We start from the raw sequence: 23,880 nt of genomic DNA, 5'->3' as shown, positions 1-23,880 counted from the left end.
CTTATTACCTAAGCTGAAAGTTATTCGCTCAGTACGAGTTGTGGTTCCACTCGCTCCGGCGTCATAACTTGATAGAAAGAATCTATCGCCAATTGTATATCATCTGCCAAGGTAATAGCACGAACCACCGCCAAACTACTGACACCGGTTTGCCATACTTGTTGTGCATTATCGAGATCGATACCCCCAATAGCGACAGTCGGATAACGGGAACCAACGCATTGTTGATATAACCCTAACTTAGTCACTCCTTGAGGCTTAGATGGCATCTGTTTAGTGGTAGTAGCAAAGATGTGTCCCAGTGCAATATATGAAGGCTTATATTGCGTAGCTCTTAGCAATTCATAATAACCATGGGTGGATATCCCTAAACGTAAGCCAGCCTGATTGATGGCTTGCAAATCAGCATCAATGAGATCTTCTTGCCCCAAATGGACACCATAAGCACCATGCTTAATCGCTAATTGCCAATAATCATTAATGAACAATTGCGCCTTGAACTGTCGTCCAAGCAAGATGGCCTTTGTGATTGCCAGCTCAATATCCTTTTCAGAGCCCTCTTTGATCCGTAATTGCAGAGTTTTAATGCCTCGCTGTAATAAGGTTTCTAGCCAAGCAAGGGAACTCACAACTGGATATAACTTCATTTCTTCACGCTGAATGTTAGGAAAAAGACCATTCATTTGCGGTTCTAGCGTTGAGAGCTCCTGAAAAGATAATGGGTCACTCGGCCATGTTTCACGTGAAACATCGATGTGTTTTAAAGCCAATCTGGCAATCACTAACGCATCTTCGACTGGGAAACCTTGTGCGATAGCAGTAAGAAACCAGCAATAATGACGTAGATAATTCGCTTTATCGATACCTTGCTTTTGTGCCACTTTTACTGTTCTCCCATCAGCAAAGCGACAAATATCGAGGTATTTATCACTGCCCGCCACCCCAATATAAAGATGAGCAACCTTAGAATCGTCACCTTCACAGTTTGCTGGCTTTACCCCATAACGAATGGCGATATCAAACTCTCCTGTGATGGAAGTATCACCGGTAAACTGAGGTTGAATATAATAACGGTTATCTTCCGTTACCACCTGACAGGCAAAAAGATTGCTATCAATATTGTGTGCAATTGTTAGAGAAAGAGGTGCTAACCCCACTTCTTGTGCTGCGAGAAAACAAGCTTGTAATTGCGTTGCCAACAAATCATGAGCCTCGACACACAACTCAATTCGATTCATGCACAGCCTCCTGTTGCTCACCTGAATGAGATGTCTCTTCATCAATGCCGGTAACCGCAGGATGATATAACTCAGAACCGGATGCTAAAAATTCAGCCGATTTTTGTTTCATCCCTTCTAAGGGATCATCCAACATTTTTATTTCAATGGCCTGATCAGCAGCAACTTGTTCCGTGTCTTTAGCATACTCACGCACTTCTTGAGAAATTTTCATTGAGCAAAACTTGGGGCCACACATCGAGCAAAAGTGAGCCACCTTGCCAGATTCTTGTGGCAAGGTTTCATCGTGAAAAGCTAAAGCTGTTTCAGGATCGAGAGAAAGGTTAAATTGATCATGCCAACGGAATTCAAATCGAGCTTTCGACAAAGCATTATCGCGAATTTGCGCCCCTGGATGGCCTTTAGCTAAATCCCCAGCATGCGCTGCTAATTTATAAGTAATCAGGCCGGTTTTAACATCCTCTTTATTCGGCAAACCTAAATGCTCTTTGGGGGTGACGTAGCACAACATCGCACAACCAAACCAACCTATCATCGCCGCACCAATACCAGAGGTAATATGATCGTATCCCGGTGCAATATCGGTGGTTAAAGGGCCAAGAGTATAAAAAGGCGCTTCATGGCAATGTTTCAATTGCTCATCCATATTCTCTTTGATCATATGCATTGGCACATGCCCTGGGCCTTCAATCATAACTTGTACATCGTACTCCCAAGCCACTTTAGTCAGTTCACCTAAGGTGCGTAACTCAGCAAACTGAGCTTCGTCATTGGCATCAGCAATAGAGCCCGGGCGCAGACCATCTCCAAGTGAAAGTGCTACATCGTATTGAGCACAGATTTCACAAATCTCACGAAAATGAGTATATAAAAAGCTTTCTTGATGGTGAGCCAGGCACCATTTGGCAATAATAGACCCCCCACGAGAAACAATACCAGTTACACGTTTAGCGGTTAAAGGCACATAGCGCAACAACAAACCGGCATGAATGGTAAAGTAATCCACCCCTTGTTCAGCTTGTTCAATTAATGTATCTCGCATCACTTCCCAAGTTAGATTCTCAGCAATGCCATTCACTTTCTCTAAAGCTTGATACATAGGAACGGTGCCAATCGGAACAGGGCTATTACGCAAGATCCATTCACGGGTTTCATGAATATTTCGCCCTGTTGATAAATCCATAACCGTGTCGCCCCCCCATCGAGTTGACCACACTAACTTTTCGACTTCTTCTTCAATAGAAGATGACACCGATGAGTTACCAATATTGGCATTCACTTTGATTAAAAAGTTACGCCCAATGATCATTGGTTCCGATTCAGGATGATTAATATTGGCAGGAATGATCGCCCGTCCTTCGGCCACTTCTCGGCGCACAAATTCAGGCGTAATTTCTTTAGGTAAATGCGCACCGAAGTTTTGTCCTAGGTGCTGCTGATTCAGTTGCTCATCAGCAAATTTTTGACGCCCCATATTCTCACGAATAGCAATAAATTCCATTTCAGGGGTAATGATACCTTTACGAGCATAATGTAACTGGGTGACACATTGTCCAGTTTTGGCTTTACGAACGTGAGGTAAATTGCCGTAACGTAGATCATCAAGCGTTTCATCATTTAAACGTTGTTGAGTAAATGATGACGATACAGCTTTTAAATATTCAGTATCGTGACGCTCCTCTATCCAGCGTTCTCTGAGCTTAGGCAGTCCTTCGTAGAGGTTAATTTCATAATTAGGATCGGTGTAAACACCAGAGGTATCATAAACTTGAATTGGCTCATTTGGCTCAAATACCGGTTTATCTTTTGAACCACCAATCAAACTATCCGCAAGGCTAATCTGACGCATAGGTACTCGTAAATCAGGGCGACTGCCTTCAATATAGACTTTCTGTGAGTTGGGATAAGGTTGAACCGATAATGAATCAATAAAGTTTTTAGCAGCCATTCTGGCTTGTTTACGACTTGACGACATAGCATTTTCCTTTAACTGTATGAGTTAGACCCTATATAGGGAAATGCTTGACGGATTTGATGCACAAGAATGTCACTGTGAAATACAGCTACATATATAGAGGGGTAATTGATGTAAAGATTACTCTTCTCTCGTTCCCTTCGCAGGTATTAGCCTGATCAGGTTCAACGGATCCCGCAATGCGGTCTCAGCCTTATGGCACTCCGACAAGTGAATATGATTATAACAATTAATTAACGTATGACAATAAGGTAAGCTAAGATTAATTTTTAATCAGAAGATGAAAACCAACCCAAGCGGCAGAAATACTCAAGAATACGTTCAAGAATACGTTTAGACCCATTTTAAAAAATGCACCTTGCTGCATCAGTAGCACGTTATCCATAGAGAATGTTGAAAAGGTTGTCAGTGCGCCTAAAAAGCCTAACCCAATGATAAACCTCCATGGGCTTGCCGATATCATTTCATTTTGCAAAGCTGCCATCAGTAACCCCATAATGGCTGAACCCACAACGTTTACTGCTAATGTGCCGTAAGGAAATCCTTTACCTAATAAATAGACACACAGTTCAGACACTAAATACCTAGAACATGCACCAAATGCCCCGCCTAATGCTATATAGCCTAAAATCACTAATTGACCCACAATCCACTCGCCTTAAATTAAAATGTAATCAAATATATCGTACTTTATCTATCATGATGATCTTTGTCACTACAATCTAAGTTTTAATCTCTCTCACAGCTCATAATGGAGGATAAACTGATGTACACAGATAAAAGACTGACTCTATATTTAATATAAGAATAGATAAAATTGACGAGACTTTTCTTAATTTATGCTCATCACAGGAATTAGAAGGTCAGAAATGACATAAGAAAAAGGCTTAATAGCAAGGCTGAAATTTTTGATAACTCGTTGGTTTACAATTAACTTTTTTAAAAACGAAAAGTTAAACCCAGGTTATCGAGCCTTTTAACAAGCAAGAATGATCAGATAATTACTACAATTGGAATTAGTACCATTGAGATTATCTATATTCATATTGGATATTTCATTTTCTACAGACGTAAAAAAGCCCGACTCTTACGAATCGGGCTTCTTACTCTTTATTCAAGATATGTAAGTGGCGGAGTGGACGGGACTCGAACCCGCGACCCCCGGCGTGACAGGCCGGTATTCTAACCAACTGAACTACCACTCCACAGTGTCTATTCAGTATAAATATTTGTTTATTTTAGTTTTTTGAAAACTAAAATAAAAAATTAAAGCCTGGCGATGTCCTACTCTCACATGGGGAGACCCCACACTACCATCGGCGCTACTTCGTTTCACTTCTGAGTTCGGCATGGAATCAGGTGGGTCCAAAGCGCTATGGTCGCCAAGCAAATTCTTTTGTTAAACGCTCAAGCGTTTAACTTAATTCGGAAAGCTGCTTTGTTATCTCTAACTCGTTCTCACACTCATTCAAGCATGTCTTATATCTATTAAGTCCATCAAAACCCTTTAGGTGTTGTATGGTTAAGCCTCACGGGCAATTAGTATTGGTTAGCTCAACGCCTCGCAGCGCTTACACACCCAACCTATCAACGTTCTAGTCTCGAACAACCCTTTAGGACACTTAAAGTGCCAGGGAAGACTCATCTCAGGGCTCGCTTCGTGCTTAGATGCTTTCAGCACTTATCGATTCCGAACTTAGCTACCGGGCAATGCCATTGGCATGACAACCCGAACACCAGAGGTTCGTCCACTCCGGTCCTCTCGTACTAGGAGCAGCCCCCTTCAATCTTCCAACGCCCACGGCAGATAGGGACCGAACTGTCTCACGACGTTCTAAACCCAGCTCGCGTACCACTTTAAATGGCGAACAGCCATACCCTTGGGACCGACTTCAGCCCCAGGATGTGATGAGCCGACATCGAGGTGCCAAACACCGCCGTCGATATGAACTCTTGGGCGGTATCAGCCTGTTATCCCCGGAGTACCTTTTATCCGTTGAGCGATGGCCCTTCCATTCAGAACCACCGGATCACTATGACCTGCTTTCGCACCTGCTCGAATTGTCATTCTCGCAGTCAAGCGGGCTTATGCCATTGCACTAACCACACGATGTCCAACCGTGTTTAGCCCACCTTCGTGCTCCTCCGTTACTCTTTGGGAGGAGACCGCCCCAGTCAAACTACCCACCAGGCACTGTCCTCACCCCAGATAATGGGGCTAAGTTAGAACATCAACACTACAAGGGTGGTATTTCAAGGTTGACTCCACATCCACTGGCGTGAATGCTTCAAAGTCTCCCACCTATCCTACACATGTAGGGTCAATGTTCAGTGCCAAGCTGTAGTAAAGGTTCACGGGGTCTTTCCGTCTAGCCGCGGGTACACTGCATCTTCACAGCGATTTCAATTTCACTGAGTCTCGGGTGGAGACAGCGTGGCCATCATTACGCCATTCGTGCAGGTCGGAACTTACCCGACAAGGAATTTCGCTACCTTAGGACCGTTATAGTTACGGCCGCCGTTTACCGGGGCTTCGATCAAGAGCTTCTCCGAAGATAACCCCATCAATTAACCTTCCGGCACCGGGCAGGCGTCACACCGTATACGTCATCTTACGATTTTGCACAGTGCTGTGTTTTTAATAAACAGTTGCAGCCACCTGGTATCTGCGACTCCCGGCAGCTTAGAGAGCAAGTCTCATCACCGCTAGGAGCGTACCTTCTCCCGAAGTTACGGTACCATTTTGCCTAGTTCCTTCACCCGAGTTCTCTCAAGCGCCTTGGTATTCTCTACCCGACCACCTGTGTCGGTTTGGGGTACGATTTCTTACAAACTGAAGCTTAGAGGCTTTTCCTGGAAGCATGGCATCAATGACTTCACTACCGTAGTAGCTCGACGTCGTGTCTCGGCCTTAAGATTTCCCGGATTTACCTAAGAAATCAGCCTACGCACTTGAACCTGGACAACCATCGCCAGGCCCACCTAGCCTTCTCCGTCCCCCCATCGCATTTGTAAGAAGTACGGGAATATTAACCCGTTTCCCATCGACTACGCTTTTCAGCCTCGCCTTAGGGGTCGACTTACCCTGCCCCGATTAACGTTGGACAGGAACCCTTGGTCTTCCGGCGAGGGAGTTTTTCACTCCCTTTATCGTTACTCATGTCAGCATTCGCACTTCTGATACCTCCAGCAAACTTCTCAGTTCACCTTCAACGGCTTACAGAACGCTCCCCTACCCAGCACAGTAAACTGTACTGCCGCAGCTTCGGTGTATAGCTTAGCCCCGTTACATCTTCCGCGCAGGCCGACTCGACCAGTGAGCTATTACGCTTTCTTTAAATGATGGCTGCTTCTAAGCCAACATCCTGGCTGTCTGAGCCTTCCCACATCGTTTCCCACTTAGCTATACTTTGGGACCTTAGCTGGCGGTCTGGGTTGTTTCCCTCTCCACGACGGACGTTAGCACCCGCCGTGTGTCTCCCGGATAGTACTTACTGGTATTCGGAGTTTGCAAAGGGTTGGTAAGTCGGGATGACCCCCTAGCCTTAACAGTGCTCTACCCCCAGTAGTATTCGTCCGAGGCGCTACCTAAATAGCTTTCGGGGAGAACCAGCTATCTCCAGGTTTGATTGGCCTTTCACCCCTAGCCACAAGTCATCCGCTAATTTTTCAACATTAGTCGGTTCGGTCCTCCAATTGATGTTACTCAATCTTCAACCTGCCCATGGCTAGATCACCTGGTTTCGGGTCTATACCTAGCAACTCGACGCCCAGTTAAGACTCGGTTTCCCTACGGCTCCCCTATACGGTTAACCTTGCTACTAAATATAAGTCGCTGACCCATTATACAAAAGGTACGCAGTCACACCACGAAGGTGCTCCTACTGCTTGTACGTACACGGTTTCAGGTTCTATTTCACTCCCCTCACAGGGGTTCTTTTCGCCTTTCCCTCACGGTACTGGTTCACTATCGGTCAGTCAGGAGTATTTAGCCTTGGAGGATGGTCCCCCCATATTCAGACAGGATAACACGTGTCCCGCCTTACTCGATTTCACTGATTATGATGTGTCGGTTACGGGGCTATCACCCTGTATCGCCAAGCTTTCCAGCTTGTTCACCTGCATCATTAAAAGCTTAAGGGCTAATCCAATTTCGCTCGCCGCTACTTTCGGAATCTCGGTTGATTTCTCTTCCTTCGGGTACTTAGATGTTTCAGTTCCCCGAGTTCGCCTCATTAACCTATGTATTCAGTTAATGATAGTTGCTTATGCAACTGGGTTTCCCCATTCGGAAATCGTAGACTCAAGTGGCTTTTACTGCCTAATCTACGCTTATCGCAAGTTAATACGTCCTTCATCGCCTCTGACTGCCTAGGCATCCACCGTGTACGCTTATTCACTTAACCATACAACCCAAAAGGGTCTTTATGTATGTTCAACTAAATAAGGTTTTAGTTTGTTGATATTTAAGAGGGTAATCTTAAATATCGTTGCCGGACTCAATAGATGTTTTTGCCTACTTTTATGAAAAAGTAGATAAAAACTAGAATACAAGACACTTGAATGTGTGTTGTGTGTTTATCTTAAAGATAAACATTGAGAACTTTTATTTGATAACTTAATTACAGCCTTGAGCTGTTTTATTTTACTTTTTCAAAAGTAAAAACAAATTAAGCTATCAGTCAGCTTTCCAAATTGTTAAAGAGCATAAAGCATAAAGCTTTAATCAATAACCGAAGTCATTCATTAAAACTCTACTTTAATCTAAGTAAACCTAATCAATCTGTGTGGGTACTCATCAAAAATAATCTTCGTATAAGGAGGTGATCCAGCCCCAGGTTCCCCTAGGGCTACCTTGTTACGACTTCACCCCAGTCATGAACCACAAAGTGGTAAGCGTCCTCCCGAAGGTTAAACTACCTACTTCTTTTGCAGCCCACTCCCATGGTGTGACGGGCGGTGTGTACAAGGCCCGGGAACGTATTCACCGTGGCATTCTGATCCACGATTACTAGCGATTCCGACTTCATGGAGTCGAGTTGCAGACTCCAATCCGGACTACGACGCACTTTTTGGGATTCGCTTACTTTCGCAAGTTCGCTGCCCTCTGTATGCGCCATTGTAGCACGTGTGTAGCCCTACTCGTAAGGGCCATGATGACTTGACGTCGTCCCCACCTTCCTCCGGTTTATCACCGGCAGTCTCCCTGGAGTTCCCGACATTACTCGCTGGCAAACAAGGATAAGGGTTGCGCTCGTTGCGGGACTTAACCCAACATTTCACAACACGAGCTGACGACAGCCATGCAGCACCTGTCTCAGAGCTCCCGAAGGCACACCTGTATCTCTACTGGCTTCTCTGGATGTCAAGAGTAGGTAAGGTTCTTCGCGTTGCATCGAATTAAACCACATGCTCCACCGCTTGTGCGGGCCCCCGTCAATTCATTTGAGTTTTAATCTTGCGACCGTACTCCCCAGGCGGTCTACTTAACGCGTTAGCTCCGAAAGCCACGGCTCAAGGCCACAACCTCCAAGTAGACATCGTTTACGGCGTGGACTACCAGGGTATCTAATCCTGTTTGCTCCCCACGCTTTCGCATCTGAGTGTCAGTATCTGTCCAGGGGGCCGCCTTCGCCACTGGTATTCCTTCAGATCTCTACGCATTTCACCGCTACACCTGAAATTCTACCCCCCTCTACAGTACTCTAGTTTGCCAGTTTCAAATGACCTTCCGAGGTTGAGCCCCGGGCTTTCACATCTGACTTAACAAACCACCTGCATGCGCTTTACGCCCAGTAATTCCGATTAACGCTCGCACCCTCCGTATTACCGCGGCTGCTGGCACGGAGTTAGCCGGTGCTTCTTCTGTTGCTAACGTCAAGCAACGCAGTTATTAACTACGAAACCTTCCTCACAACTGAAAGTACTTTACAACCCGAAGGCCTTCTTCATACACGCGGCATGGCTGCATCAGGCTTTCGCCCATTGTGCAATATTCCCCACTGCTGCCTCCCGTAGGAGTCTGGGCCGTGTCTCAGTCCCAGTGTGGCTGATCATCCTCTCAGACCAGCTAGGGATCGTTGCCTTGGTGAGCCATTACCTCACCAACTAGCTAATCCCACATAGGCGTATCCAATAGCGCAAGGCCCGAAGGTCCCCTGCTTTGCTCCGAAGAGGTTATGCGGTATTAGCCATCGTTTCCAATGGTTATCCCCCTCTACTGGGCAACTTCCTATGCATTACTCACCCGTCCGCCGCTCGTCAGCGAAATAGCAAGCTATTTCCTGTTACCGCTCGACTTGCATGTGTTAGGCCTGCCGCCAGCGTTCAATCTGAGCCATGATCAAACTCTTCAATTAAAGTTTTTGTGGCCGCTCTTAAATAAAGAGACGACCGGCTCAACGAATACTGACTTCAAAACTATTCTTCTTAAAAAGAAGAAGTAACTTTAAAGCTATTATCTATCCAACAGATAGATAATGAATTGACTGTGCCGCTATTATTTATTTTCACTTTAAAAAGTGAAATCAAACCAGCTCAAGGCTGACTCTTTTAATAGCCGTTTGGTCACTCAGTTCATTGATAAATCTTTTTGATTATCATCAACGAGTGCCCACACAGATTGATAGGTTTAAATTGTTAAAGAGCGTTGTTCTTATCGATAATGCTTAGTGCATCTCGTTGAACAGGGCGGCCATTCTAGCGCTTTAAAAGTTAGTGTCAAACACTTTCTTACAACTTTTTTTCGCAAACCTTTTTGAGAAGGTTTTGACCTCTAACCCGTGCTGCAGCTTGGCTGCGTGCTCCGTGTCAGTGAGGTCGCATTATAGAGAGTTAACTTAGCTTGGCAAGCCATTTTTTACGTTTTTTTGTTTTTATTTACCGTTCGTTCAAAAAAGACACTAAAGCTTTTATTTTTGCTACTTTTTACAGCGATTTCTCGATGCTTTTTGTAAATTGAGTCACTTTTTCCCAATTTGTGTATTCCACTTCTTTACTTGTATCCGTTTCACCTTTGGTCATTCTCATAATCAATTGAATCATCATTCGATCAAACCAAGAATAACGTGGATATAATAGTGCCCCAGCAAAAACACCAATCTTTTTCGGTTTCCATGGAGATTTCTTCAAGAACGTCTGAATATAGACACTACCTTCTGGTGTATCCTTGCCTTCTTTACGAGCTGTCAGATTGACACTATAGAAGTAGGCATCAGCAGCGTTTAATTGTGCTAGATGACGGTCAATAAAACGATAGAGTTTCTTATTAAAACGTCCGTAACGAATAGAGGCCCCAATAATAAGGGTATGATACAAACCAAAGTCGACAGTATGCGCTTCGTGTAGATTAATGAGGTTACAATGACTTTCCCCTAATTCTTGAGCCATATATTGGGCAATTTTGTAGGTCTGCCCTTCTTGGGTGGAATACAAGATGAGGTATTTTTTTTCGTGCATTTAACTTTTCCAAAATGTCGGTGTAAATAAAATAAGTAAGGTAAAGACTTCTAGTCGCCCAAATAACATGGAAATAATTAATACCCACTTAGCAGCATCATTCACGTTAGCAAAATGAACGGACACATCTCCAAGTCCTGGCCCCAAGTTATTTAAAGTGGCGGCTATCGCAGAAAAAGCGCTGAGCTCATCCATACCTGTCGCAATCAAACCTAACATACAAAGCACAAAAACGAGTGCGTAAGCAGAGAAGAACCCCCAAACCGCATCCACGACACGTTGAGGTAGAGCTTTATCGCCAATCTTGATTGGAAAAACCGCTCTAGGGTGAACTAACCGCTTTAGCTCTCGCCCACCCTGTAGAGTCAATAACAAAACACGAATCACTTTTAAGCCGCCGCCGGTCGAGCCTGCACACCCGCCTATAAAAGAAGAAAATAACAATAAGACCGGTAAAAATAATGGCCATTGAGAAAAACCGGTGGTCGTAAAACCGGCCGTTGTTGAAATGGAAACCGTTTGGAACAACACTTGGTCGAACGTTTCAAAGGTAGTTAAGTCATTATTATGAGACAGTAAAATAAAGAAACACAATAAAAAGAGTAATACCTGAATCGTAATAAATGCTCTAAATTCCGGATCGCGCCAATAGTACTTAGGATGAACACCACCTGAAGCAAAAACGGCAAAGTGCAGCGAGAAATTACAGGCAGAGATCAATAAGAAGACGACGGTAATCATGTTGATCACTGGACTATTAAAATACCCCATACTGGCATCATGAGTGGAAAACCCACCGATCGCTATGGTTGAAAAGCTATGACAAATCGCATCAAACACACTCATGCCCGCCAACCAAAAAGCCAATGCACAAGCAATGGTAAGGCTGAGGTAAATGTACCACAGCACTTTCGCTGTCTCGGCAATACGTGGTGTCATTTTGCTATCTTTTACCGGCCCTGGAATTTCTGCACGGTATAACTGCATTCCACCGATGCCAAGAATTGGTAAAATAGCAACGGCCAGGACAATAATCCCCATCCCCCCAAACCATTGTAAGAACTGGCGATAGAATAAAATCGCTTTGGGCAAGTGATCCAGTCCGACAATTGTCGTCGCCCCTGTGGTAGTTAAGGCTGAAAAAGACTCAAAGAAGGCGTCAGTGACAGAAACATCAGGATTAGGTGATAACCATAACGGTAATGCCCCCGCACTACCGATTACGGTCCAAAACAGGACCACAATCAAGAAGCCATCCCGTGCTTTTAAATCCGACTTTTTATCGCGATTAGGAAACCAGCAGATCCCACCACAAAGTAGCAGAACAAAAAAGGTCGTCACGAAAGGTACACCGGCACCATCACGATAAATTAAGGCCACCAGCGCAGGAGCTAGCATTGATACACTAAATAAGGCTAATAATAAGCCTATTATCCGAATAATTGAACGAAACTGCATACGTGCTAAGAAGCTAAGCTTCCACATTCCTTGTATTATTTGATGAACGAACTGACATCTCTTGAATCAACACTTTCGCACCACTTTTATTAATTAATGTTTGGGTAAAGAGATTCTCTTCCCGTTTATCCACTTCGATCAATAACACCACTTCACTATCAAATTGAGCATCCAATTGTTGAGTATGAAATTGCCCTAAAATCGATTGTACTAATGGCATTAATGGATAGTCTAACCTTAGCTGCAATTGAGTCATGATCTTTTTCTCAATTGTTTGAAGTTGCTTGAGAGCTTGCTGTACCCCTCCGCCATAGGCTTTCACTAAACCGCCGGTTCCTAACTTAATACCACCAGAGTAACGCGTTACCACCGCCGTCATTTCGCCAACCCCCGAACCTGATAATTGGGCTAAAATCGGTTTACCCGCAGTACCAGAAGGTTCACCATCATCACTGAATCCCCATAATAATGAATCATTAGGACGGCCCGCGACAAATCCCCAGCAGTTATGCCTTGCACTGGCATGTTGTGCTTTGACGTGTTCGATAAATTGCTTAGCGCTGTCAATACTTGGGGTATGTGCAAGTTGGGTGATAAAGACACTCTTTTTTATTTCTTCTTCAAAGACGACATTCTCTCGCGGTATTAAATACGGTTGATCGCTCATCACACCCTCCAAAATAAAGTTGCTCAGTCTAACATGTGATCAAGCGTTTATGGATAGACAAAATGACCCCGCGCACATATTTCAAACAATTGTTTGAATTGTTATTGAAGTTAACATTTATACGATCAAGACTATAACAATCTGGTCAAACCAGAAAAAATTATAATAAGTTCTCTACAACAATCACCTTTGTTCGTCATGGAGATAGACAATGATTTACCAACATACGGCCCTACACGTAAAGGAATTGCAAGACGGTATCGTTCAACTGACATTCAGTGAAAACGCCTCCGTGAATACCCTCGGCTCTGATGCACTAAAAGCATTAGATGAAGCGCTTGATGCCATCAAGTCTCAACCTAATGTCACAGGTTTAATACTTAATTCCGATAAAGACTCCTTCATTGCTGGGGCTAATATCAAAGAATTTTTAGGTCTCTTTGCCCAACCCATTGAAGAGCTAAAACACTGGATAAAATACGCTAACGATATCTTTTGCAAGCTCGAAGATTTGCCGTTTCCAACTTTATCTGTGATTAAAGGCTTTGCCTTAGGTGGCGGCTGTGAATTGATTTTATCAACTGACTTACGTATTGGTGATCACACGGCATTAATTGGTTTACCAGAAACTAAACTCGGCATTATCCCTGGTTTTGGAGGGACAGTACGTCTACCTCGATTAATCGGAGCGGATAATGCCATGGAAATGATCGCTACCGCCAAACTACAAAAAGCCGATGAAGCGCTCAAATTGGGCTTATTAGATGCCATAGTAAGCTCCGACCAACTTGAAAGCTCAGCGCTACTCACCATGCAACAAGCACAAAGTGGCCATATTGACTGGCAAGCTCGCCGCCAGCAAAAAATGGCACCTTTACCCTTGAGCAAAGTTGAAGCCTTAATGAGCTTTACCACCGCAAAGGGGATGATTTCCGCCAAAGCAGGCCCACATTACCCCGCACCCATTGCTTCAGTCAAAGCCATTGAAGAAGCTGCGACCTTCGAGCGAGATGGTGCATTAGAGATTGAGAGAAACTCTTTTGCTCACGTAGCCAAAAGTGATACTGCTCAAGCTTTAATCGGCCTCTTTTTAAATGATCAATACATTAAAGCTATCGCTAAAAAAGCCACGAAAGAAGCCACCAAAACACAACGCGCCGCCGTTTTAGGTGCTGGTATCATGGGAGGAGGAATCGCTTACCAATCAGCCTCCAAAGGCATCCCAGTTTTAATGAAAGACATTGCCCAATCCTCGCTTGATCTCGGCATGAATGAAGCATCAAAATTGCTAAATAAGCAGCTAGAACGAGGAAAAATTGATGGTTTCAAACTAGCAAAAGTCTTAGCAGCCATCACGCCTAGTTTGCATTACTCCGGTATTGAACAAGCCGATATTATCGTGGAAGCTGTGGTTGAAAATCCTAAAGTTAAAGCAGCAGTATTAGCCGAGGTTGAACAGCATGCAAAACAAGGCGCAATCATTGCGTCAAATACTTCCACCATTCCAATTAACCAATTGGCAAAAGCAGTCAAACATCCAGAAAACTTCTGTGGTATGCACTTCTTTAACCCAGTACACCGAATGCCACTGGTAGAAATTATTCGTGGTGAACACACTTCCGAAGATACCATCAACAAGGTCGTGGCTTACGCAGCGCAAATGGGTAAATCGCCTATCGTGGTTAATGATTGTCCAGGGTTCTTTGTCAACCGAGTCCTATTCCCTTATTTTGGTGGCTTTAGTTTATTAATGCGAGATGGGGCTGACTTCACGCAAATCGATAAAGTGATGGAACGTCAATTTGGTTGGCCGATGGGGCCGGCTTACTTACTGGATGTCGTGGGTATTGATACTGCACACCACGCTCAAGAAGTAATGGCACAAGGCTTTCCTGAGCGCATGGGTAAACAAGGTAAAGATGCGATTGATGTTTTATATCACGCCCAAAAATACGGTCAAAAAAATGGTCATGGTTTTTACACTTACACTCTAGATAAAAAAGGAAAGCCAACCAAAACCTTCGACCCAAGTATTTTAACGCTATTAAAAGAAGTGACGGCGGATAGTAAAACCTTCTCTGATGAAGACATTATTAATCGCACCATGATCCCGATGATCAATGAAGTGGTGTTGTGTCTAGAAGAAAGCATTATTGCCTCCCCGCAAGAAGCAGATATGGCACTCATCTATGGACTTGGATTCCCTCCTTTCCGTGGTGGCGTCTTCCGTTACTTAGATAGTATCGGTCTGAACAACTACATCCAGACTGCGTCACAATTTTCTGAGCTAGGTCCAATGTATCGCGTACCACAACTGCTGATCGAAATGGCAGAAAAAGGCGAAACATTTTATTCAAACCAAAGCACAAGCATTTAATGACGTTGGATAAGGAACATCAAAATGAATAATGTAGTAATTGTAGATTGTATTCGTACCCCAATGGGTCGTTCTAAGGCGGGTGCTTTTCGCCATGTGCGTGCAGAAGATCTTTCCGCTCATTTAATGAAAGGCTTGTTAAAGCGCAATCCTAAACTCGACCCAACTCAAATTGAAGATGTGTATTGGGGCTGTGTGCAACAAACTCTTGAGCAAGGCTTCAATATTGCACGTAATGCTTCATTATTGGCGGGCATTCCTAAAAATGTTGGTGCCGTTACTGTCAACCGCTTATGTGGCTCTTCCATGCAAGCGCTACATGATGCGTCACGTGCCATCATGGTGGGCGATGCAGAGATTTGTTTGATTGGTGGCGTCGAGCACATGGGGCATGTCCCTATGAATCACGGCGTTGATTTCCATCCTGGCTTGGCAAAAAATATCGCAAAAGCGGCAGGAATGATGGGGTTAACAGCTGAAATGCTTGGAAAACTACACGGCATCACTCGCCAAGCACAAGATGAATTTGGTGCTCGCTCCCACCAAAGAGCACACGCCGCAACCCTAGAAGGTCGCTTCAAAAATGAAATCTTAGCCACAGAAGGTCATAATGCCGATGGTTCATTACAACTTTTTGATTTTGATGAAGTGATACGCCCAGAAACCACCGTCGAAAGCTTGTCTCAATTACGACCTGTCTTTGACCCGGCTCATGGAACCGTCACCGCTGGAACCTCATCGGCGCTATCTGACGGTGCTTCAGCAATGCTGATCATGAGTGAGAATAAAGCAAAAGCGCTTGGCTTACCCATCCGAGCACGGATTCGTGCCATGGCCGTTGCCGGTTGCGATCCCTCGACAATGGGATACGGCCCGGTACCGGCCACTCAAAAAGCGTTGCAACGTGCAGGCTTATCAATCCAAGATATGGGGATGATCGAACTGAACGAAGCCTTTGCTGCGCAAGCTCTACCTTGCGCCAAAGATTTAGGGTTACTCGATGTGATGGATGAAAAAGTAAACCTAAATGGCGGCGCAATTGCATTGGGTCACCCATTAGGTTGTTCAGGGGCACGAATTTCAACCACCTTAATAAACTTGATGGAAACCAAGGATGTTGAATTTGGTTTAGCAACGATGTGTATTGGCTTAGGGCAAGGCATTGCCACGGTATTTGAACGAGTGGAATAATTCGCTTCATATCAATGCTAAAAAGGGTTTCCCACGCTGGAAACCCTTTTTTCATTCAACCAAAGCCCGCGACTAAGCGTTATACCAATCACACTAATCAGATGGTCAGATAATGAGTGCGATTAACGTTACTTAACGCTCATTTCCTGATGACTTGCACTATTCATGCTATTACTTCGGTAAGGCACCACATAACTTTCTCCATTATCAGGATGAATAATTTGATAATACTGTGGGAGGTTAAAGTTACATTGAGAATCTGAACCTGATTCTTGAATATTATTGGTATAAAAACGGTTTACTGTACGGATCATATCATCACGGCAACCATCAAATTGTCGATACACTTCAACGTGATTATTTTCATCTAAGACGTAAATATTAAAACCGTCATCATCACCTTCAAAGAAAAACTGTATCAAGCCTTCACTGGCATAAGCATCAACGATATCCGGTGGTGGTAACTCTTGATTCGTGCCCACTTTAAGTAAAGGTGCACCTTGCAGTTTATTGGTTGAAATGCTGCTATAAAAATCAATAGAGTTTTCCAGCTTCATGACCGAGACACCACGGCGCTCAAAGAATAAACCATACATTTGATTGGCGACTTTTAGCACTTTAAAGCGCCGACGTTTATCATTTTCAACCGGTTTTAAACGCAATTCGATACATTCCGCCAGTAACTGGTACACCATGTTACGCATCATGCCTCTCATGTGTTCGCTATAGCAAAATACATCGATAGATTCTGGCGGTAGCGCATCTTGATGCATTTTACCTAGGATAGTTTTAAGCGCATCAATAATGGAGGTTTCACCGGAAAAATGCAGCGTCCGGACTTCATGCCAAGAATTGCGATAAACCAAATCAACACTCGAGACTAAACACTGTTGTTTCTCTGAAAAACTAAATACATCGACATTGGCTTTGCTATCAGCCTTTAATTGTTGAGGTAATAATTTAGCCGTGGGGTCACTTTCTAAATTAATAAAAATAGATAGCTGGTTGACCTCACATGGACTGGCGAGTGCCTGCATCGTAGGTTGACGCTTACGTAATGAGAACGTATTACGTAAATCACTCACCATTTGATAGAGCTTATCTATATCTAAATCCGCATCACGAACAACGGCTTCCAAGTGGGTTGCTTCTGTGATCAAGCCATTAAAGAATCCCCATGCGACCAACTTACTTAAATATTGGTTATGTTCGAGCGGCGCTCGGCCAATAATGTCATAAGGGTTCAATGATTGTTTATAGAGATACCAACCGGCTTGATTAATGCGTCCTTCTGGCACTTGAATAAACGTCAGGTTCGATTCATGCAGATCTGGTGATATTTGTGTATTAAGGAGTGTCACCTTACCCGGTAAAATTTCAAATGCAGCGTAAAGTTTGCGCGCTAAGATACTGATATCTTGTGGGCTAATCGCAGAAGTAATGTCATGACGGCGTGCAAATTGAATTAAATTACGATAGCTAAGCATTAAGGCATCTAATAATTCATGATGCACTTTTTTTACCAACTCGACTTTCCAGTGACGACGGTTATCCAAGGTTTCGATTACCTCGTCGCTCCATCCCCAACTGGCCACTAACTCTTGCAAAGCCGAATAACGCCAACTGACCGTATTTGGTCCCGGTTGACGTGATAATTTCACGTGTGTTTTAAGATAAAAACAACGACGAACGAGCTCTAAACGCCGAGAATCACCAATACGTTCTAAATATTGGGTGACTTTTTGCAGCATAAGATAATAACTATCCATGCCATATTCTTTCTGCTCACAAGCAAAAAAACGACGCTTGGTATCCACACTTAATAATTGTGGATGTGGGTATTCCCACGAATAAGACTCTAATAAAATGGCCTTCAGTACCGACTTATAAGGTGAATCAATACTTTTATACAGTTGCCATAAATTAGAACCAAAATACTCTTCAGCTGGAATATGGTGCAGTTGTCCAAAATCGATCCACTGAGAGCAATCAATATAACCACTTGAACATAATTTTTGGACATATTCGTCATAGCATTCTTCCATTTCTGGAGGGACAATTTGCCACAACAAACGCTGTCCAGCTAAACGCACCGCAGAACGGTAAAATTCATCCAGTAATAATAAATGCTGAGAAGAACCGCAGTTATCTCCGGTCATTTCCTCTGATTGATTGGTGCGAAAACGCGTTTCATCCATCAAGAAAAAATTGGCTTCCACACCACGACTTTTCGCCCATTCCGTAATCAGCAAACACTTATTCACCAGATGCGTTCTGTCTACTTGAGGCATCTCGGGAGACACACACACCCAGATATCAAGATCACTAGATGAGCTCTGACCAACCGACGAGGTACTGCCCATAGTATAAAGCGCTAAAATTTGAGCAGGAGCGGTCATGGGTTGCACAAGGCTGCAAAGCTCAACATTATCATCAAAATCTTGAATCACTTGGAGCTGAATTTGATTTAAAGAGAAATCGCAGATTCCAAATGGTGCTGAAGAATTAAAACCGGGTAAGGCGGGATGATTAAAATGCAATAAAACCGGGATGAGATGAAAGACTTGCTGGCTTTGGCTATCCATAATAGACAACGCTCTCTCAACTCGTTGTTGATTGAGTTTATCTAATCTGTCGACTAATACTGCTGTGTATGCTTGCAAGATAACTTCCTAACCACACTGACTTCCCAACCACATTGGAATGAAGGCAATAATATTTATAATACTTTAAGAATTAAAACGTGATCAATTTAACATTTTTTTCTCTGTGGGTAAACATTATACAATTCGATGACAACTACGACTTTAGTCCAGTATGAAGCCCATCAAATTCTTCTAAATTTCCCACAAATTTACTGTTGTACAGTAAGTTTTTTATACAATGAATGATAGGATAACCACTCAATTACCAAGAATAAAAGGTCACTTTATGTCAACAACCCCTATCCGTATTGCTACCCGTAAAAGCCCTTTAGCATTATGGCAAGCCCATTTCGTCAAAGATGCTTTACAACAAGCACACCCAGGGCTTGAAGTCGAATTAGTCACTATGGTGACCAAAGGTGACGTAATCCTCGATACTCCACTCGCCAAGGTAGGTGGTAAAGGATTATTCGTGAAAGAGCTCGAAGTTGCAATGCTTGAAGGACAGGCTGATCTCGCGGTTCATTCCATGAAAGATGTTCCGGTCGACTTTCCTGAAGGGTTAGGTTTAGTCACCATTTGTGAGCGTGGCGACCCTCGAGATGCCTTTGTCTCCAACACTTATAACAATGTCGATGAACTGCCTCATGGTTCAATTGTCGGTACTTGCAGTTTACGTCGTCAATGCCAATTAAAAGAACGCCGCCCAGATCTGATCATTAAAGAACTGCGTGGAAATGTAGGTACACGTTTAGGAAAACTTGATGCAGGTGAGTTCGATGCGATTGTCTTAGCGGCTGCAGGTCTAAAACGATTAAATCTCGAAGAGCGTATTCGTAGCTTTATCGAACCTGAAGAATCATTACCCGCTGTTGGCCAAGGTGCTGTCGGTATCGAATGTCGTTTAGATGATCATCGTTTACGTGAACTTCTGTTGCCATTAAATGACATTGAAACTTCAGACCGCGTTCTATGTGAGCGAGCAATGAACCTAACCTTACAAGGTGGATGCCAAGTACCAATTGGCAGTTATGCCGTGTTAGATGGTGAGAATATTTGGTTACGCGGTTTAGTCGGTGAACCCGATGGCAGCAAAATTATTCGTGGCGAAATTAAAGGCTTAAGAAAGGATGCAGAGCAACTTGGTATCCAATTAGCCAATCAACTGCTTGGTGATGGAGCCAAACAAATTCTCGAAAACCTGTATTCTGAACATAGCGAATAATGTCCGTACTCGTTACTCGCCCCGGTAAGGATGGAGAAGCATTGTGTCATTCATTACAACAACACAATATTCCCAGCATTCACCATCCTTTAATCGAACTCAGACAAGGCCAAGACAGCCCTCAACTCGTCTCGGCCTTGTCTCAGTGCGACTTAGTCATCGCGGTAAGTCAACATGCAGTCCATTGGGCATGGCAGGAGTTACAGCAACATCATCAACCTTTCCCGTCTCATCTTAGGTATTTCGCAATTGGAGAAAAAACCGCGCAATTACTCCATCAATTTACTCAACAAGAAGTCCTTTCACCCCAAATAAGTGACAGCGAACACTTACTGGACTTACCAGCTTTGAAGTTGGTGAAAAATCAGCGTATTTTGATATTACGAGGCAATGGCGGTAGAGAACTGATTCATCACACTTTGCAGGCACGTGGTGCGATGGTTGAATATAATGAAATATATCGTCGCGTTCCATTGCCTATCAATAAACATAACACCTGGGAGCAATGGAAAATGCACGGTGTTTCTCACCTCGTTATCACCAGTGGTGAACAACTCGCATTTTTTATGTCACAAGTACCTAAGTCATATTTATCTTGGGTTACCCAGTTAACACTCTATGTTCCTAGCCAGCGCATTTATCAGCAAGCGGAACATTTTGAGTTTTCACATATAATTAATACAGGCAGTGCTGCTAATCCTGTGTTATTGGATTACCTGAGTAAGACTTACGTTACAGGAAAAAGATATGACCGATAATCATAATAAGGCCAACGAAATGACGAATGATGTCAGCTCTTCTACTCCAACGGATAACAAAAAAAACAAAGGCCACAAACGCGCTTCTGCCGCCATTATTATTGCGCTGCTTGTTGCCGGTTCAGTGATTGCATTTGAAGGCTATCAATATATCCAAAGCCAAAAAACCATCAGCCAATTACAAGCGCAAGTAACACAACTTAATGCGCATGTAGCATCGCAATTAGAACAAAATCAAAGCGCAATCAAAAAAGAAACGTCAACATTACAGCACAAACTTGAAACTCAAGCTGAACAACAAGAAAAAAGCATCAAAAGCTTACAACTGGCTATCACTGATATTAAAGGCCGACGTCCAAATGATTGGTTGTTAGCGGAAGCGGATTACCTGGTAAAAATGGCTGGCCGAAAGTTATTTTTAGAACATGATGTAGAATCAGCGACACAATTAATGATTTCAGCGGATCAACGCATTGCTGCTCTCAACGATCCCAGCCTAGTCCCATTGCGTAAAGCCATGGCGGCCGATATTACGCAACTCAAATCATTACCGATTATTGACCGTGAAGGGTTAATTTTAAAGCTCATTAGTTTACAGCGAGAAACCGATCAATTGCCGCTCGCTAACTCACTCTTGCCCAAAGAAGAGGAGCAACAACCAGAAGTTGTCTCTGAAGATATTAATGATTGGAAAAGCAATTTAATGACGTCATTAAAAAACTTTGCCAGCCATTTTATTACTTTTAGAACGCGAGATGGTAATGCCACCCCTCTCTTATCCCCGACTCAGCATTTCTACTTAAAAGAAAATGTAAAAGCTAAATTAGAAACAGCAGTCAAAGGGGTGTATGCAGAAAATAATGACCTTTATCAAACTGCTTTAACCGTTACTCAGGAATGGTCAAAAAAATACTTTAACCAACAATCCATCAAGGTTCAAAAATTCCAACAAGAAATTACGCAACTACAAAGTAAAGATATTACCGTCGAGTATCCAGTCAAATTAGAAAGTCATAAACCACTCACAGATCTTATCTCAGATCGTTTACGTCGTTCAATTTCATCATTAGAACAAGGAGATAAGTAATGTTTCGCTTAGTATTTATCTTCGTTGTACTTGGCTTAGGGTTATTTGTGGGCACGCAATATTCCGAACAACAAGGTTACGTACTCATTTCATTTGCTAATACTACGACCGAAATGAGTGTAACAACCTTAGTGATTTTTATTGTTGCCACGTTAGCCGCTTTATTTTTACTTGAGTTCATGATTAAAAAAGGGTTGCGAGCAACCAATGCAACTTGGAATTGGTTCAGTGTACGTAAACTCAAACGAGCTCGTCGTTATACTAATGAAGGTATCATCAAATTATTAGAAGGTGATTGGAAAGGGGCAGAAAAGAAAGTAACACGCTGGGCGAATCATCATGATATGCCCTTACTTTGTTATTTGATTGCCTCTGAAGCTGCTCAAGGCATGGGAGATGAGGCAAAGCGAAAAAAATATCTTACTCTTGCAGAACAACAAGAAGGGTATTCCTTAGCGGTTGAAATGACCAAAATTCGTCAGTTAGTGCGAAATAAGCAATATGCCGATGCACACAGTCAATTAGAGCAATTAAAAGGACGTTATCCTAATAATACTATTGTTTTGAATTTGCTGAAAAAAACCTATATTGGATTAGAGTTATGGTCGGCATTAGACGAATTATTACCTAAGCTAAAGAAAGCAAAACTGATCAGCCAAAATGAATATGACGAACTGTTTTACCAAGCACAACTTGGAAAGATGAAAGAAATCGCAGAACAAAAAGGATTGGATGGATTATTAGCTTATTGGAGTCAACTGCCTAAAAAGCTGAAGCAAGATAATCATCTGGTTAGCCTAATGGTCGAGCAATTAATCTTACATCAAGGAGACTCAGAGGCTTATCTGATTTTACGAGATGCGATAAAGCAACAACCATCACCAGAGATTCTACCCTTGCTGACTCAATTGGATTTACCAGATCATCACCCAGTGATCGTATTACTTGAAGGATTAGTCAAAAAACATCCCGATAATCCAGAAATCAATAGTGTATTAGGTCAATTTTATTTACGGGAACAAAAGTGGTCGCAGGCACAAAAAGAATTTGAAATTGCCTTAACCCAACGAATCAGTATTGCTGATTATTCCTTCTTAGCGGATTCATTAGAAAAACAAAATATGAAACAAGCGGCAGGAGAGGTCTCAAGAAAAGCGTTATCACTTATAGAGAAGTAATCCTAAAGCTCAGAGATTCCCTCAACACTCGTCACTTTATGATGGCATCATTTTAAGGTCTGATTTTGGTATAAAGCCAATCAGGCCTTTTATTTTGGCGCTATTACGACGAAACCTTAAAACACGGGCCATTTCAGTACCAACAGGCTATCAATCCAATGTAAGCCGCAAAAAACGTATACGAAATAGAACGTTATAATAGCAATGACATTGATTACCCCAGAACATATTGCTCTAAATAACGTTCTTGTATGATTTCAGTATGAAGCTCGATTTGGTCAACGTAACACCACAACGAGGATTTGAGCTGAAAAAGGGACGAGGCCTAGAACAACCCCGCAACAACAACAACATGGAAGCGATGCGTGAGCATTTAAATCCTATCTATTCCGCCCCCTAATGGGAAAACACTCAGTCATCATTATGGATCAAGTGAGTTGCTATCAAGCTATCAAACCAGCTAAACCCGATAGAGCAAATATTAAGTTGGTTGCGACAGAATAAATTAGCCAATAAATTAAATGCTTTGACAGTTATAAGGAGATTGTTGATAACATTTGTTCTGCTTGGAATCACTTTTCAGAGAGTAAAAACAGAATGATTTCACTCTGCTTTAGAGACTG

The 23,880-nt window shown here is 43.0% G+C and carries 14 protein-coding genes, 1 tRNA gene, 3 rRNA genes and 1 riboswitch; of the genes, 7 read left to right on the top strand and 11 right to left on the bottom strand.

All coding sequences use genetic code 11. From position 1 onward, the window contains the following. Positions 1–20 precede the first annotated feature (20 nt). The 10 genes from thiE to VCA1004_RS00385 form a co-directional block, all read right to left on the bottom strand. The gene (gene thiE / locus VCA1004_RS00430; protein ID WP_164520806.1) at positions 21–1,238 is read right to left on the bottom strand and encodes a thiamine phosphate synthase; all 1,218 of its coding nucleotides are present in this window, start codon (positions 1,236–1,238) and stop codon (positions 21–23) included. After that, a complete protein-coding gene (gene thiC / locus VCA1004_RS00425) occupies positions 1,225–3,213 on the bottom strand; it encodes a phosphomethylpyrimidine synthase ThiC (protein ID WP_086981914.1) in 1,989 nt (662 codons plus the stop codon). Before thiC ends, thiE begins: the two co-directional genes overlap by 14 nt. A gap of 118 nt (positions 3,214–3,331) precedes the next feature. Beyond that, a riboswitch (TPP riboswitch) is annotated at positions 3,332–3,429 on the bottom strand. 46 nt (positions 3,430–3,475) lie between these two features. Then, positions 3,476–3,859 (bottom strand): fluoride efflux transporter CrcB, encoded by a 384-nt coding sequence (gene crcB / locus VCA1004_RS00420; protein ID WP_086981913.1) that lies wholly within the window; start codon positions 3,857–3,859, stop codon positions 3,476–3,478. A gap of 482 nt (positions 3,860–4,341) precedes the next feature. After that, positions 4,342–4,418 (bottom strand) — tRNA-Asp (locus VCA1004_RS00415). 66 nt (positions 4,419–4,484) lie between these two features. Next, positions 4,485–4,600: ribosomal RNA gene (gene rrf, locus VCA1004_RS00410) — 5S ribosomal RNA — on the bottom strand. Positions 4,601–4,731: 131 nt separating this feature from the next. Next, positions 4,732–7,619, bottom strand: a 23S ribosomal RNA gene (locus VCA1004_RS00405). A 410-nt stretch (positions 7,620–8,029) separates the two neighbouring features. Beyond that, positions 8,030–9,572: ribosomal RNA gene (locus tag VCA1004_RS00400) — 16S ribosomal RNA — on the bottom strand. The 16S, 23S and 5S rRNA genes sit together here with 1 tRNA gene alongside, the layout of an rRNA operon. A gap of 568 nt (positions 9,573–10,140) precedes the next feature. Further along, the gene (gene hemG / locus VCA1004_RS00395; protein WP_086981912.1) at positions 10,141–10,671 is read right to left on the bottom strand and encodes a menaquinone-dependent protoporphyrinogen IX dehydrogenase; all 531 of its coding nucleotides are present in this window, start codon (positions 10,669–10,671) and stop codon (positions 10,141–10,143) included. Continuing rightward, the gene (locus VCA1004_RS00390) at positions 10,672–12,129 is read right to left on the bottom strand and encodes a TrkH family potassium uptake protein (protein ID WP_086981911.1); all 1,458 of its coding nucleotides are present in this window, start codon (positions 12,127–12,129) and stop codon (positions 10,672–10,674) included. Positions 12,130–12,142: 13 nt separating this feature from the next. Next, the gene (locus VCA1004_RS00385) at positions 12,143–12,796 is read right to left on the bottom strand and encodes a YigZ family protein (protein ID WP_086981910.1); all 654 of its coding nucleotides are present in this window, start codon (positions 12,794–12,796) and stop codon (positions 12,143–12,145) included. 211 nt (positions 12,797–13,007) lie between these two features. On the opposite strand from VCA1004_RS00385, the gene fadB reads away from it, so the two are divergent. After that, positions 13,008–15,173: a fatty acid oxidation complex subunit alpha FadB gene (gene fadB / locus VCA1004_RS00380; protein ID WP_086981909.1), complete on the top strand. Its 2,166-nt coding sequence runs from the start codon at positions 13,008–13,010 to the stop codon at positions 15,171–15,173. A 24-nt stretch (positions 15,174–15,197) separates the two neighbouring features. Continuing rightward, the gene (gene fadA / locus VCA1004_RS00375; protein ID WP_086981908.1) at positions 15,198–16,364 is read left to right on the top strand and encodes an acetyl-CoA C-acyltransferase FadA; all 1,167 of its coding nucleotides are present in this window, start codon (positions 15,198–15,200) and stop codon (positions 16,362–16,364) included. 128 nt (positions 16,365–16,492) lie between these two features. On the opposite strand, the gene VCA1004_RS00370 is transcribed toward fadA, so the two are convergent. Then, on the bottom strand, positions 16,493–19,027 hold the full coding sequence (locus VCA1004_RS00370) for a class I adenylate cyclase (protein WP_086981907.1): 2,535 nt from the start codon (positions 19,025–19,027) through the stop codon (positions 16,493–16,495). Between the two features lie 268 nt (positions 19,028–19,295). Here VCA1004_RS00370 and hemC point away from each other — a divergent pair, with 268 nt between their 5' ends. From hemC to VCA1004_RS15150, 5 genes are all read left to right on the top strand, one after another. Further along, positions 19,296–20,234, top strand: a complete 939-nt coding sequence (gene hemC, locus VCA1004_RS00365; RefSeq protein WP_086981906.1) for a hydroxymethylbilane synthase — start codon at positions 19,296–19,298, stop codon at positions 20,232–20,234. After that, a complete protein-coding gene (locus tag VCA1004_RS00360; protein WP_086981905.1) occupies positions 20,234–20,992 on the top strand; it encodes a uroporphyrinogen-III synthase in 759 nt (252 codons plus the stop codon). The genes hemC and VCA1004_RS00360 overlap by 1 nt, the downstream gene beginning before the upstream one ends. Next, complete coding sequence (locus VCA1004_RS00355; protein ID WP_086981904.1) at positions 20,982–22,079, top strand: uroporphyrinogen-III C-methyltransferase; 1,098 nt, start codon at positions 20,982–20,984, stop codon at positions 22,077–22,079. Before VCA1004_RS00360 ends, VCA1004_RS00355 begins: the two co-directional genes overlap by 11 nt. Beyond that, positions 22,079–23,257 carry a heme biosynthesis HemY N-terminal domain-containing protein gene (locus VCA1004_RS00350; RefSeq protein ID WP_086981903.1) on the top strand — a complete coding sequence of 393 codons (1,179 nt, stop codon included), beginning with the start codon at positions 22,079–22,081 and terminating at the stop codon, positions 23,255–23,257. The genes VCA1004_RS00355 and VCA1004_RS00350 overlap by 1 nt, the downstream gene beginning before the upstream one ends. A 262-nt stretch (positions 23,258–23,519) precedes the next feature. Continuing rightward, complete coding sequence (locus VCA1004_RS15150; RefSeq protein WP_164520805.1) at positions 23,520–23,657, top strand: hypothetical protein; 138 nt, start codon at positions 23,520–23,522, stop codon at positions 23,655–23,657. Positions 23,658–23,880: the final 223 nt, after the last annotated feature.

This window comes from Vibrio aphrogenes (assembly GCF_002157735.2).
GTDB classification, from domain to species: domain Bacteria; phylum Pseudomonadota; class Gammaproteobacteria; order Enterobacterales; family Vibrionaceae; genus Vibrio; species Vibrio aphrogenes.
This window is presented reverse-complemented; position numbering and strand designations above follow the sequence as displayed.

What these genes read in the sequence shown, in the direction of transcription:
- thiE (WP_164520806.1), bottom strand. Translation starts at nt 1,238, where the DNA reads ATGAATCGAATTGAGTTGTGTGTCGAGGCTCATGATTTGTTGGCAACG.
- thiC (WP_086981914.1), bottom strand. Translation starts at nt 3,213, where the DNA reads ATGTCGTCAAGTCGTAAACAAGCCAGAATGGCTGCTAAAAACTTTATT.
- hemG (WP_086981912.1), bottom strand. Translation starts at nt 10,671, where the DNA reads ATGCACGAAAAAAAATACCTCATCTTGTATTCCACCCAAGAAGGGCAG.
- VCA1004_RS00390 (WP_086981911.1), bottom strand. Translation starts at nt 12,129, where the DNA reads ATGCAGTTTCGTTCAATTATTCGGATAATAGGCTTATTATTAGCCTTA.
- VCA1004_RS00385 (WP_086981910.1), bottom strand. Translation starts at nt 12,796, where the DNA reads ATGAGCGATCAACCGTATTTAATACCGCGAGAGAATGTCGTCTTTGAA.
- fadB (WP_086981909.1), top strand. Translation starts at nt 13,008, where the DNA reads ATGATTTACCAACATACGGCCCTACACGTAAAGGAATTGCAAGACGGT.
- fadA (WP_086981908.1), top strand. Translation starts at nt 15,198, where the DNA reads ATGAATAATGTAGTAATTGTAGATTGTATTCGTACCCCAATGGGTCGT.
- hemC (WP_086981906.1), top strand. Translation starts at nt 19,296, where the DNA reads ATGTCAACAACCCCTATCCGTATTGCTACCCGTAAAAGCCCTTTAGCA.
- VCA1004_RS00360 (WP_086981905.1), top strand. Translation starts at nt 20,234, where the DNA reads ATGTCCGTACTCGTTACTCGCCCCGGTAAGGATGGAGAAGCATTGTGT.
- VCA1004_RS00355 (WP_086981904.1), top strand. Translation starts at nt 20,982, where the DNA reads ATGACCGATAATCATAATAAGGCCAACGAAATGACGAATGATGTCAGC.
- VCA1004_RS00350 (WP_086981903.1), top strand. Translation starts at nt 22,079, where the DNA reads ATGTTTCGCTTAGTATTTATCTTCGTTGTACTTGGCTTAGGGTTATTT.
- VCA1004_RS15150 (WP_164520805.1), top strand. Translation starts at nt 23,520, where the DNA reads ATGAAGCTCGATTTGGTCAACGTAACACCACAACGAGGATTTGAGCTG.